The 12,001-nt window shown below is 69.1% G+C and carries 15 protein-coding genes; 11 read left to right on the forward strand and 4 right to left on the reverse strand.

Translation table 11 applies throughout. The annotated features are described in order from the left end of the window. Positions 1 to 43 precede the first annotated feature (43 nt). The 8 genes from HJ588_RS05605 (at position 44) to HJ588_RS05640 (ending at position 6,719) form a co-directional block, all read left to right on the forward strand. Entirely contained in the window at positions 44 to 688 is a 645-nt protein-coding gene (locus HJ588_RS05605; protein WP_171152860.1) for a nucleotide exchange factor GrpE, read from the forward strand. An 86-nt stretch (positions 689 to 774) separates the two neighbouring features. Further along, entirely contained in the window at positions 775 to 1,821 is a 1,047-nt protein-coding gene (locus tag HJ588_RS05610) for a DnaJ C-terminal domain-containing protein (protein ID WP_171152863.1), read from the forward strand. Further along, on the forward strand, positions 1,818 to 2,246 hold the full coding sequence (locus HJ588_RS05615) for a heat shock protein transcriptional repressor HspR (protein ID WP_171152866.1): 429 nt from the start codon (positions 1,818 to 1,820) through the stop codon (positions 2,244 to 2,246). Before HJ588_RS05610 ends, HJ588_RS05615 begins: the two co-directional genes overlap by 4 nt. A 243-nt stretch (positions 2,247 to 2,489) precedes the next feature. Next, the gene (locus tag HJ588_RS05620) at positions 2,490 to 3,812 is read left to right on the forward strand and encodes an enolase C-terminal domain-like protein (protein WP_343036609.1); all 1,323 of its coding nucleotides are present in this window, start codon (positions 2,490 to 2,492) and stop codon (positions 3,810 to 3,812) included. Further along, positions 3,809 to 4,564, forward strand: coding sequence for an SDR family NAD(P)-dependent oxidoreductase (locus HJ588_RS05625; protein WP_171152870.1), 756 nt, complete (start codon positions 3,809 to 3,811; stop codon positions 4,562 to 4,564). The genes HJ588_RS05620 and HJ588_RS05625 overlap by 4 nt, the downstream gene beginning before the upstream one ends. A gap of 3 nt (positions 4,565 to 4,567) precedes the next feature. Next, on the forward strand, positions 4,568 to 4,885 hold the full coding sequence (locus HJ588_RS05630; RefSeq protein WP_171152873.1) for an L-rhamnose mutarotase: 318 nt from the start codon (positions 4,568 to 4,570) through the stop codon (positions 4,883 to 4,885). Further along, positions 4,882 to 5,874, forward strand: a complete 993-nt coding sequence (locus HJ588_RS05635) for an aldo/keto reductase (protein WP_171152875.1) — start codon at positions 4,882 to 4,884, stop codon at positions 5,872 to 5,874. The genes HJ588_RS05630 and HJ588_RS05635 overlap by 4 nt, the downstream gene beginning before the upstream one ends. Beyond that, entirely contained in the window at positions 5,871 to 6,719 is an 849-nt protein-coding gene (locus HJ588_RS05640) for an amidohydrolase family protein (RefSeq protein ID WP_171152877.1), read from the forward strand. Before HJ588_RS05635 ends, HJ588_RS05640 begins: the two co-directional genes overlap by 4 nt. 78 nt (positions 6,720 to 6,797) lie before the next feature. Here HJ588_RS05640 and HJ588_RS05645 read toward each other — a convergent pair whose 3' ends face one another. Continuing rightward, a complete protein-coding gene (locus tag HJ588_RS05645) occupies positions 6,798 to 7,490 on the reverse strand; it encodes an FCD domain-containing protein (protein ID WP_171152879.1) in 693 nt (230 codons plus the stop codon). 143 nt (positions 7,491 to 7,633) lie between these two features. Next, entirely contained in the window at positions 7,634 to 8,476 is an 843-nt protein-coding gene (locus tag HJ588_RS05650; protein ID WP_171152882.1) for an SGNH/GDSL hydrolase family protein, read from the reverse strand. A gap of 126 nt (positions 8,477 to 8,602) precedes the next feature. Here HJ588_RS05650 and HJ588_RS05655 point away from each other — a divergent pair, with 126 nt between their 5' ends. Both HJ588_RS05655 and HJ588_RS05660 read left to right on the forward strand, forming a co-directional pair. After that, on the forward strand, positions 8,603 to 8,875 hold the full coding sequence (locus HJ588_RS05655; RefSeq protein ID WP_343036610.1) for a ribonuclease E inhibitor RraB: 273 nt from the start codon (positions 8,603 to 8,605) through the stop codon (positions 8,873 to 8,875). A 48-nt stretch (positions 8,876 to 8,923) separates the two neighbouring features. After that, complete coding sequence (locus HJ588_RS05660) at positions 8,924 to 9,928, forward strand: GNAT family N-acetyltransferase (RefSeq protein ID WP_171152884.1); 1,005 nt, start codon at positions 8,924 to 8,926, stop codon at positions 9,926 to 9,928. A 52-nt stretch (positions 9,929 to 9,980) separates the two neighbouring features. Here the strand turns inward: HJ588_RS05660 and HJ588_RS05665 are convergent, their stop codons facing one another. Then, a complete protein-coding gene (locus tag HJ588_RS05665) occupies positions 9,981 to 10,871 on the reverse strand; it encodes a LysR family transcriptional regulator (protein WP_171152886.1) in 891 nt (296 codons plus the stop codon). Between the two features lie 82 nt (positions 10,872 to 10,953). Between HJ588_RS05665 and HJ588_RS05670 the strand changes: the two genes are divergently transcribed. Next, positions 10,954 to 11,367 carry a hypothetical protein gene (locus HJ588_RS05670; RefSeq protein WP_171152888.1) on the forward strand — a complete coding sequence of 138 codons (414 nt, stop codon included), beginning with the start codon at positions 10,954 to 10,956 and terminating at the stop codon, positions 11,365 to 11,367. Between the two features lie 116 nt (positions 11,368 to 11,483). Here HJ588_RS05670 and HJ588_RS05675 read toward each other — a convergent pair whose 3' ends face one another. Beyond that, positions 11,484 to 11,948 (reverse strand): SRPBCC family protein, encoded by a 465-nt coding sequence (locus HJ588_RS05675; RefSeq protein WP_171152892.1) that lies wholly within the window; start codon positions 11,946 to 11,948, stop codon positions 11,484 to 11,486. Between the last annotated feature and the right edge of the window lie 53 nt (positions 11,949 to 12,001).

Here is a 12,001-nt window from a genome sequence, read left to right on the forward strand (position 1 = left end):
CTCCGCTCGTTCCTCGCTCCGATGCTTTGCGGGGGCCCCGATCATGACCGACCCCACCCAGGGTCCCCGTCCGGGCTCCTCTGCGGAGGAGCCCGGCGGGCGGCGCCCCGAGGAAGAAGAGCCCACCGGGCCGGTGATCCGCGACAAGCGACGCATCGACGAGAACGGCGAGCTCCGCGAATCCCCCTCGGACGCACCGCAACCCGAGGCCGCCGGCAGCGATGCCGGCGCCCCGGGCGCGGCCGGGGGAGAGCACCCGGACACCGTCCTCGCGGCCGAGCGACTCGCCGACCTGCAGCGGTTGCAGGCCGAATACGTCAACTACAAGCGACGTGTCGACCGGGACCGTGAGGCCAACAAGGACGCCGCGACCGCCCGCGTGGTCGAGGGCATCCTGCCGGTGCTCGACGACATCTACCTGTCCCGCCAGCACGGCGATCTCGAGGGCTCGCCCTTCGAGAAGATCGCCGACAAGCTGCAGGCCGCGCTGACCCGGCTCGGACTTGCACCGTTCGGCGAGGTCGGCGAGGCCTTCGATCCGGCCGAGCACGAGGCGCTCATGCACATCGAGGCCGAGGTGCCGGAAGGTTCCGAGGGCACCACGATCGTCCAGGTCATGCAGCCGGGCTACCGGCTGGGTGAGCGCATCATCCGTCCCGCACGCGTTGCCGTCGCGGATCCGTCCTGAGGCAGCCCAAGTCGACTTGATCGAGTGGGGAGTTGCCGCACGTGAATTCCCCACTCGATCAACGACTTTCATGAAGGAGCGATTGCATGGCTAGTCAGGACTGGCTGGAGAAGGACTTTTACAAGATTCTCGGCGTCCCGCAGGACGCCTCCGAGGCCGACATCAAGAAGGCCTATCGCAAACTCGCCCGCAAGTGGCACCCCGACCAGAACCCCGGGGACGAAGCCGCGGAGCAGAAGTTCAAGGACATCGGCGAGGCCAACTCGGTGCTGTCCGACCCGGAGAAGCGCCAGGAGTACGACCAGCTGCGCCAGATGGTCAGTGGTGGCGCACGATTCACGGCAGGCGGTCCCGGCGGGGCAGGCTCCGCCGGCGGCTTCGAGGACCTCTTCGGCTCGATGTTCGGCGGTGGCGGTGGCGGCAACGTCCGCTTCTCGACCGGCGGGCCCGGTGCCGGCGAGCAGATCAACCTCGACGACATCCTCGGCGCCTTCGGCGGCGGGGGCGGCGCGTCATACGGCTCGCCCTATGGCGGCGGTTATGGCGGCGGCTACGGCGGGTATGCCGCAGGCCCCCGCAAGGGTGCCGACCTCGAAGCACGCACGACCCTCAGCTTCCGCGACGCCGCGGCCGGCGAGACGGTCGAGCTGCGCGCCGCCGACGGGCAGACGATCAAGACCCGAATCCCCGCTGGGGTCAAGGACGGTCAGACGATTCGCCTGCGCGGCAAGGGTCAGCCGAGCCCCAACGGCGGACAGCCGGGAGACCTGCTGCTGCACGTGACCGTGCTGCCGCACCCGGTGTACGGCAGGGAGGGTGACAACCTCACCGTCGAGCTGCCGGTCACCTTCGCCGAGGCCGCGCTGGGTGCGACGGTCACCGTGCCGACGATGGACGGCAAGGGCGTGAAGGTGAAGATCAAGCCGGGCACACCCTCCGGTCGAAAGCTGCGGGTCAAGGGTCGTGGCATCAAGACCAAGTCCGGCTCGGGCGACCTGATCGTCACCGTCCATGTCGTGGTGCCCGAGAAGCTGACCGACGAGACGCGTGAGGCGGTCGAGAAGCTCGCCGAGCACGACCGTCAGCAAGGCACCGACCCACGAGCGGAGATGACGGCGAAAGCCGCGTCATGACAACCACATCCGACGATGCACCGGTCTACGCGATCTCCGCGGCAGCCAAGCTCGCCGGCATACACGCGCAGACGCTGCGCCAATACGACCGCCTCGGGATCGTGACTCCGTCACGAGCCCGGGGCGGTGGTCGTCGTTATTCGGTGCGCGACCTGGAGCTGCTGCGCGAGGTGCAGCGGCTGTCGCAGGAGGAGGGCGTCTCGCTCGCCGGCATCCGTCGCATCCTGGAGCTGGAGCACCAGATCGACGCCCTCCAGGCCCGGGTCGCCGAGCTCATGAAGGAAGCCGACCGGCTGCGTGACGACAACGCCGGCCGGGTTTTCGCCGCCGGCTCGGACGGCCAGATCACCGCGCTGCGCCCGGGGCAGCGTGCGCCCGTCAGCCGGGCGGACCGCGCGCTGGTGGTGTGGCGTCAGCGGAGCTGACTCGGGCTCGAGCCCGGTGCGGCAGTGATCGGATGTAAGTCCTGTCCCGTTGCTCCGCACTTCATGTCATGGACAGCCGCATCACGAGGTGCTACGTTGCACAGACCTCGAGAGATCGGATCTTTCGTCGTGGGCATGTGGGCGCAGCCCGCACGTCCTCTTCCACCCCACCTGGAGGAGTCGCCCGGTGCCTGCCTCGATCGCCCGTCAGCTCCTGACCGGCCACCACAGCGGAGCAAAACCGTGACGAGCACCGTAACGGCGTTGCGAACGCTCGATATTCGCTTCCCGACCTCGCGTGAGCTCGACGGCTCCGACGCGATGAATCCCGACCCCGACTACTCCGCGGCCTACGTGATCGTCGAGACCGATGCGCCCGACGGGCTGTCGGGCCACGGCTTCGTCTTCACCATCGGGCGTGGCAACGAGGTCGCGGTCGCCGCCATCGACGCCCTGCGGCCGATGCTCGTCGGTCACGACGCCGACGCCTTGCTGGAGGACCTCGGCGCCACCTCACGTGCGCTCATCGGGGACAGCCAGTTGCGCTGGCTCGGTCCCGAGAAGGGCGTCATGCACATGGCGATCGCCGCGGTGCTCAACGCGCTCTGGGACTTGCGTGCCAAACGGGCGGGTATGCCGCTCTGGCAACTCCTTTCGCGGATGACGCCGGAGGAGCTGGTCGCGCTCGTCGACTTCCGCTATCTGTCCGACGCGCTGACCCCGGAGGAAGCGCTGCAGCTGCTGCGTGCGGCCGAGCCCGGGCGTGCCGAGCGGGAGAGGCAGCTGCTCGAACGCGGCTACCCGGCATACACGACCACGCCCGGGTGGCTCGGCTACTCCGACGACAAGCTGGAGCGCCTGGCCAAGGAAGCGGTCGCCGACGGCTTCGGTCAGATCAAGCTCAAGGTCGGCGCGTGCCTCGAGGACGACATCCGGCGGATGAAGATCGCGCGCGCGGCGGTGGGCGCGGATGTCCGCATCGCGATCGACGCCAACCAGAGGTGGGACGTCGATGAGGCAGTCGAGTGGGTGCGCGCGCTCACGCCCTCCGACCCCTACTGGATCGAGGAGCCCACCAGCCCGGACGACGTGCTGGGGCATGCGCGCATCCGCCGCGGCGTCAGTCCGGTGAAGGTCGCGACCGGCGAACACGCCCAGAACAGAGTCATTTTCAAGCAGCTCCTGCAGGCGGGGTCGATCGACGTGCTGCAGCTCGACGCGGCCCGGGTGGCAGGTGTCAACGAGAACCTCGCGATCCTGCTGCTGGCGGCGAAATTTGGGGTGCCGGTCTGCCCGCACGCGGGCGGTGTGGGCCTGTGCGAAATGGTCCAGCACCTGTCGATGTTCGACTTCGTCGCGCTCACCGGGACGACGCAGGATCGGGTGATCGAGTATGTCGATCACCTGCACGGGGAGTTTGTCGACCCCGCCGTGGTCAGCGACGGTCACTACGTCGCGCCGACCGCCCCGGGTTTTTCCTCGCAGCTGCGCGACGACGTGCTGCGAGACTACGAATACCCGGCCGGCCCCGTCTGGCGGGCGATCGCCGAGGAGGATGCTCGATGACGGACTACGCCAGGATTCGCGCGCTGGTGACCGGCGGCGCCAGCGGCATCGGGAAGGCGGCAGCGCGGGAGCTGCAGTCACGAGGCGCTCAGGTCGCCGGGCTCGACCTCGACCCGTCCGGCGCGCCGGACGGCGCCATCGGGGTGCACTGCGACGTCGCCGACGACGCGTCGGTGCGAGCGGCCGTGCAGGAGGCGGCCGACCGGCTCGGCGGCATCGACGTCGTGGTCAACAACGCCGGCATCGGCGCCCAGGGCGCGGTCACCGACAACGACGACGACGAATGGCACCGGGTGCTCGACGTCAACGTGCTCGGCATCGTGCGGGTCACCCGCGCGGCGATGCCCCATCTGCAACAGTCGGACGCGGCTGCGGTGGTCAACACCTGCTCGATCGCGGCGTGGGCGGGGCTGCCGCAGCGTGCGCTCTACAGCGCGAGCAAGGGCGCGGTGCAGGCACTCACCCTCGCGATGGCCGCCGACTACGTGCGGGACGGCATCCGGGTCAATTGCGTCAACCCCGGGACCGTCGACACGCCCTGGGTGGGCCGGCTGCTCGACACGGCCGACGATCCGCGGGCCGAACGTGCCGCTTTAGAGGCGCGTCAACCGACCGGCCGTCTGGTGCAGCCGGACGACGTGGCCCGCGCCATCGCCTACCTCGCAGACCCGGCCCACGTGTCGACGACCGGCACCGTGCTCGCCGTGGACGGCGGCATGCATGGCCTGCGGGTGCGTCCTGCCCAGGCCTGAGCCATGGACCGGATTGCGTTGCACACCAAGGTCGCTCGCGGCAAGGAAGCTGAATACGCGGCGGCGCACGATGCGATCCCCACGGAGCTGGTCGACGCCCTGCGCGAGGCCGGCGTGCACACCTGGCGCATCTGGCGCGACGGGCAGGAGCTCTTCCACGTCATCGAGTGCGATGACTACGCCCACATGCGCAACTTCCTGCGCGATCACCCGGCCAACGTGCCGTGGCAGGCTCGCATGAGCGAGCTGCTGGAGGTGGAGGACGACTACTCCGGGGGCGACCGCGGCATCGTCCAGGTCTGGGAGCTTCCGGACGTATGACGCAGCGGCGCGCACCGTTGCCCCGTCGCCCGGGGGTGCAGTTGACCCGGCTGGGGCTCGGCGCGGCAACCCTCGGCAACCTCTACACCCCGGTGTCGGACGAGGCGGCGGATCTGACCTGCGCGGCCGCAGCCGAGGCCGGCATCGAATACGTCGACACCGCACCGCATTACGGCCTGGGGCTGTCGGAGCGACGAGTAGCTCGCTGGCTCTCCCGGGAGCCGGGAGTCGTCGTCTCGACCAAAGTCGGACGGTTGCTGGAGCCGGTCGATCCGCCCTACCTGCCCGACGACGAGGGCTTCGCGATCGAGGCGAGATTTCGTCGGGTGCGCGACTACTCGGCGACCGGGATCAGGCGCAGCCTGGAGAGCAGTCTCGAGCGCCTCGGCATCGATCGGCTGGGCATCGTGTTGTTGCACGACCCGGACGACGTCGAGGAGCAGGCGATGACGGAGTCGATCCCGGCGCTCGTGCGATTGCGCGACGAGGGGCTGGTCGACGCGATCGGCGTCGGGATGAATCAGTCGGCGATGCTCGCGCGGTTCGTGGAGCGCACCGACATCGACCTGGTCATGTGCGCCGGCCGCTTCACGCTCCTCGAGCAGGCGGCGCTCGGCGACCTGCTGCCGGCCGCGCTCGAGCACGGCGTCGGGGTCGTCGCCGCCGGCGTGTTCAACTCGGGCATACTCGCCGAGCCCAGGCCGCCGGACGATGCGACCTACGACTATTTCCCTGCGCCGAAACCCTTGCTGGACAAGGCTCGTCGGGTCGCCGCCGTCTGCGCCGACTTCGGCGTGAGTCTGCCGGCAGCCGCGGTGCACTTACCACTGCAGCACCCGGCGGTCGTGAGTGTCGTCCTCGGCATGAGGTCGCCGGACGAGGTGCGCGCCGATGCGTCATACGTCTCTGCGGAGGTGCCGGACGAGCTCTGGGCGGCGCTGGTGCGAGAGGGCTTGCTCCCGGACACCGTGCTGGGGAGCGGCGCATGACCCGAGTCGACGCGCACCACCATCTGTGGGATCCCGGGCGACGCCACTACCCGTTCCTCGACGGCGACGAGCTCGCGCCGATCCGCCAGGTCTTCGGACTCGACGAGTTGCGTGCGATGGCTGCCCAGCTGGGTGTCGACCACACCGTGCTGGTGCAGACTGTCGCCGACGAGAGCGAAACGCGCGAATTCCTTGCTCTTGCAGGGGCTTCCGGAGGGCTCGTCGCGGGTGTTGTCGGCTGGCTCGACCTCACCGCGCCGGACCTGGACGAGCGGATCGCCGCATTGCGGGCGTCGCCGGGCGGTGACCTCCTCGTCGGCATCCGGCACCAGATCCAGGACGAGTCCGACCCTCGGTGGGCGGAGCGGGAGGACGTGGTCCGTGGCGTCCGCACCGTCGGCGAGGCCGGCCTGGTCTACGACCTGTTGGTCCAGCAGCCGCAATGGGAGGCCGGCCGTCGACTCGTGGAGCGTTGCCCCGGCACGCGTTTCGTGCTCGACCATGCGGGGAAACCACCGATCGCATCGGGTGAGCTGGCCGCGTGGACGTGGTGGATCGCCGACCTCGCGAGGCTGCCCAACCTCGTGGTCAAGGTCAGCGGTCTGGTGACCGAGGCCGACTGGCAGCGCTGGACCGGCGGCGATCTCGCGCCCGTCGTCGATGCGCTCGTCCAGACCTTCGGACCGCAGCGGCTCATTCAGGGCTCGGACTGGCCGGTGGCCGAACTCGCCGGCCCCACCCCGACCTCCTGGGCGATCGTCAGTGAGCTGCTTGCGGCTGCGGGCGCTCAGGACGCGCTCGGTGACAACGCGGTCGGCTGGTACAGCCTCGCCGTGACGACGTGAAACCTATTGACTGACCTACGAATGCGGGAAATGCGTCGTGTCGGACCCGGACCTTGTCACCCTCGACCCGACCCGGACTCAGCTGCCGTCGCCGGTTGCGGCGGCGGCCTGCCGGAGCCACTCCTCGACACCGGCGATGTGCAGCGTCGCAGCCGCGTGTGCGACGTCCGGTTGGCGCGCGCGCAGTGCGTCCAGGATCTGCCGATGCTCCCGGTTGGTGCGCTCGACCGCCCGCTGCTGGGTCAGGCCGCGCCAGATGCGGGCGCGGTGAGTCGGCCCGGCGATGCTGTCGAGCAGCGACGCGAGCACCGGGTTGCCCGAGCCGGCCACGATGCGCCGGTGAAACTCGAGGTCTGTCTGCACGAGATCGTCGACCGACGCGTCCGCGGCCAGCGCGTCGAGGTGCTGCTCCAGACCGGTCAGCTCCTCGTCGGTCATCGCCAGGGCCGCCTTCGCGGTGGCGGCCGGCTCGAGGATGCGGCGCACCTCCAGGAAATTGAGCACGGTGTCGTCCTGGTGGAAGTCCACGACGAACTCCATCGCACCCATCAGCAGGGTGGGTTCGAGACTGGTGACGTAGGTCCCGTCACCCTGCCGCACGTCGAGCACGTGGATCAGCGACAGGGCCTTGACCGCCTCGCGCAGCGAATTGCGCGACAGACCGAGGCGGTCGGCGAGGTCGGCCTCCCGCGGCAACTTGCTACCGGGACGGAGCTCGCCGGTGACGATCATCTGCTTGATCTTGGTGATCGCCTCATCGGTGACGGCCACGAGCACCTCCAGTAGTCATTGGGTATCCACTCATCATGGCGCGCTGGGTGCGCTGGTGCCTGCCGGATCCGCAATGTCCGATCGCGGGCGCAGAACGCCCGAGCATGCCACGAACGGCTGGAAGGAGTGCGGCAGCCGCCGGATCAGGCTCGCCCCTGGTGCACGAGCGCCTCGGCGTGCACCTGCATTGCGTCACCGGCGCGTTCGCGGGCGAGCCGCTTCATGCCGTCGGCCGGATGCACCGGCTCGGGCCACTTCGGCAGCAGCGAGTCGCCCTCGCGCACCCCGCTGATCCGCCGCCGGAAGAGCGGGATGACCTCGTCGCGCACCCACAGCGACTCCTCGTGCAGTGCCTGCCGCCACGGGCGCGGCCGGAACGGCGGGAGCTCGGGGATCTTGAGCGTGTGCGGGATGCCGAGCTCCTGCAGCACGTGCCCGGCGAGCCGTTTGTGACCCGCCTTCGACATGTGGATCCGGTCCGCGCTCCACATGCGCCGGTCGTAGAACTCGGCATACTGCGCGTGGTCGACGAGCACCGCGCCGTAGTCCTTCGACAGGTCGCGGACGGTCTGGTTGAAGTAGACGAGTCGTCGGCGGACCGGCTCCAGCAGCGGTGTCGCCGTGGGGTCGAACGCCGTGAAGACGATGAGTTGCGCTCCGCTTGCTCGCAACCGGCGCACGGCGGCTTCGTAGCGCTCCATCACCGAGCCCATGTTGACCCGCACCGCGAGGATGTCGTTGCCACCGGCGTAGAACGACAGGTGTGTGGGCCGCATCGCTATCGCGGCGTCGAGTTGCTCGTCGACCACTTCGTCGAGCACCTTGCTGCGGATCGCCAGGTTGGCATAGCGCCACTCGTCGTCATAGCGTCCGAGTTGGCGGGCCATCCGATCGGCCCATCCGCGAACTCCGTTGGGGTAGAGGACATTCGGGTCCCCGACACCCTCGGTATACGAGTCGCCGACGGCGACGAACAGGCCAGCCATTGCAGGGCTGACAGTATGACGGCGCAGTCACGGCAGCACGAACCTCCCGTGGCCGTCCGGCGACGTGCACGCAACGGCTCGGTGACGTGCACCGCCCGGCACCGCGCTGCTGGCAGAGTAGGACTCGTGATCGAGTACTTGATGGTGTTCCCCGATCGTGATGCTGCCGAAGAGGTCGCCGAGGAGATCGCGGACGACGACTTCACGTCCGTGCGTGTCCTGTCCGAGGCCCTCGCCGGCGAGGATGATGCGGAGGACGTCGACTGGGTGGTCCATGTCGTGCAGGACACCGTCGACGACCCCGCGGGCGCGGTGGCACGCGCCTTGTCCGAGCGGTTCGCCGCGCTGGCCGAGGAGCACGACGGGTGGCTCGACGACGACCGGTCCACCGGCGACTGACCGAAAATCCGTTCGCCGCCCGGGTCGGGGATTGCCTACTGTGAGCAGGTGATTCGGCTTCTGGACGTCGCTGACGACGGCGAGATGCGATCGGCGTTCGACCTCGGGGTCGAGGTCGGTTCCGTGGACCGTCCGTGGTTCCGCCCGCCGGCGTTCGGGTCCTGGCTCATCGAGCGGCGTCAGCCCGATCAGGAGGAGCGGCAGGAGCTCTACGGAGTCTTCGACGGCGACCGGCTGACGGGCACGAGCCTGCTGTGGGTCCCGCTGACCGACAACCTCGACAAGGTGTATGCCGACGTGACCGTCCACCCGCAGGCGCGTCGGCGCGGTGCGGGCACCGCATTGGTGGGGCATCTCGTGGACCGTGTGCGGCAACTCCGGCGGCGGGAGGTCTGGGTCGAATCATTCGTACCCCCAGGCGATTTCGCATCCCATCCCTACAGCCGGTTTGCGCACGCGCATGGGTTCGAGACCGGGTGGGTGGAAGCAGTGCGGCACCTGCCGCTGCCGATGGCGCGGACCACGCTCGAGCGGCTCGCCGGGGCGGATGCCCCGTCATACGAGCCGGATTATGAGGTGCGCACGTTCGTCGGGCGCGTGCCGGACGCGCTGCTGCCCGGGCTGGCCGAGTTGATGAGCCTGCTCGCCGTCGATGCGCCGTCCGGCGATTTCGACTTCGAGGCGGAAGACATCACACCCGACCGGTTGCGCCGCGCCCACGCACGGGAGGAGCAGCAGGGCCGAACGCGCCTGTCCGCACTCGCGATTCATCGCCGGTCCGGGGTCGTCGCAGCGCAGTCAGACCTCGTTCTCGACGACGACCTAGCAGGGCCGGTGCGTCAGGAGGGCACGTTCGTGCACCGCGAGCATCGCGGCCATCGTCTCGGTATGGCGACGAAGGTCGCCAACCTGCAGCTCCTGCAACGGGCCAGGCCGGGGCGGCCCTACGTCGTGACGATGAACGCGGAGGACAACCAGCACATGGTCGACATCAACGTCGCGCTGGGTTTCGAGGTCGTCGAGCGTCTGGTCGAGTGGGTGCGGAGAGTCTGAATCTGCACAGTCTGAATGTGCAAGGCCTGAATCTGTAGGGTCTGAATCCGCCTCAGCCCGCGGCGATCTCGCGCAGCAACTCCAGGGCGCGGCAGGTCACCGGGTTGTTGCTCGCCGCGTCGCGGACATTGACCGCGATGCCTCGCCGCACCTCGGGGTCGCGCAGTGGCACTGCCTTCGCCGTGCGCGGGAGGGATCCGAGGGTGAGGGCGGGCACCAGCGTGACGCCGATGCCGGCCGCTGCCAGTGCGAACGTCGTGTGGTGGTCCTGGCAGCGCGCGACCAGGCGTGGGCGGATGCCGACCTGGTCGAGGGCCTGGCGCAGGATGCGCCCACAGGTCTGTCCCTCGATGCTCTCGTCGATCCACGGCTCGTCGGCGAGGTCGGCGAGGCTGATGGCGTCCTTCTGAGCGAGCGGGTTGCGCGCGTGCATCACCACGACATACGGCTCGGTGATGAGTGCGTGGCGGGTGTAACCAGCTGGGGACACTTGGTTTTCGCCGATCACCTCGGTGCGGATGTCGAGGTCGCACATCGGCTTGACGTCCTCGGTGAGCTCGTTGAGGTCGACGGTGATGAGCACGTCGCGAAACTCCCGCTGCAGTTTGGAGACCAGCTTCGGCACCCACTCCTCGCCGGCCGACGCGAAGCAGGCGATCGACAGGTTGCCGGTGCGCCCGTCGCGCAGGTCGGTGACGACGTCGTCGAGCCGGGCCAGTGCGCCGATCGCGTCATCGCTCCGGTCGGCCAGCAGGCGGCCCACCGGCGTCGGTGAGATGCCGCGGCCCGCCTTCTCGAAGAGGGTCAGCCCGGTCTCGCGCTGCAACTGGTTGATGTGCTGGCTCACCGCGGACGGCGTGTAGCCGAGGTGTGTCGCGGCGGCCTGCACCGACCCGCTGGCGACCACCGACCGGAAGACCCGCAAACGATGTACGTCCATCATGGGGCAAATCTACAGTGTTGCTTCACGGTTGTGAAGAAACATTCGCTGGTGCTTTCGGGTCGCGGCGGCCACGATGGAACACATGACCAGCGCACACACCTTCACCAGTCCCGACCCGATCGACCGCGACGCGGCCCGGGTGCGCCAGGACCTTCGTGGCCTGGATCGCACCGGTTCGCAACCGGCACAACGTGTTTCGGCATTGCGGCGGATTCTCTCCGCCGTGCGTGACGCCTGGCTCCAGCAGGAGGAGGCGCAGGAGCGGCTCGCCATACTCCGGGCGCCCTGGACCCATGACCAGGCCCACTGGGTGCAGGGGCCGAACGGTCCCGAGCTCCACGGCAGCATCCAGCCGCCCCGCGGCGGTCGTGGACCGGTCACCCGCGGTGGATGGTGCCCGTGCCATCTGCGCGATCACGACGCCTCCGCTGAGCAGGCGCGCCGCGCGGCGCGGCATACCCGCGGCAGTCGCCTGACCCTGGCCGGCGGTCGGTGACCCCGGGCCGAGCATGCCTCGGCGAAGAAGCAGCAGCGAAAAGGCGAAAAGGCGAAAAGGCCCGGAATGCACAGTGTTCCGGGCCTTTTCGCTCTTTCGCCTTTTCGCGTCGCGCCTCAGGACGAGACGAGCTCGGCGAGCTTGCCGAGCGTGTCGTCCATCTGCTCCTTGCTCACCAGCGGGAAGAGATTCTTGCTGAGCAGGTCCTTGTCGGTCACCTTGCTCCAGTCGTAGGTCTGCGTCACCAGGGTCTGGTCCGGGCCCTGGGGCTCGAGCTCCCACACCCACTCCCAGCCGGGCGGCTGGGTGCCGGCCGGCGCCGTCTGCCAGGCGAGCAGTTTGTCCTTGGCATAGCCGGTGACGTGGTTGTCGGTCCGGTACTCGCCGCCCATGTGGTCGCCCTCCATGTTCATCGTGAAGACGTCGCCGGTCGCCTGGATGCGCTGCGGGCGGTCGGCGCTGCGCACGAAGCCGGAGCCGTCGAGTCGCACATGGTTGTCGGGGTTGGTGAGCACGTCGAAGATCTGTGCCGCCGGTGCGTCGATGGTGCGCGAGGTCGAGATGCTGGTGTCCTGGCTCATACCTTCCAACCTGCCCCGGTCCGGCGAGCGATGCAATCACCCGATCGGGCGAT

It is taken from the genome of Flexivirga aerilata (genome assembly GCF_013002715.1).
Lineage (GTDB): Bacteria > Actinomycetota > Actinomycetes > Actinomycetales > Dermatophilaceae > Flexivirga > Flexivirga aerilata.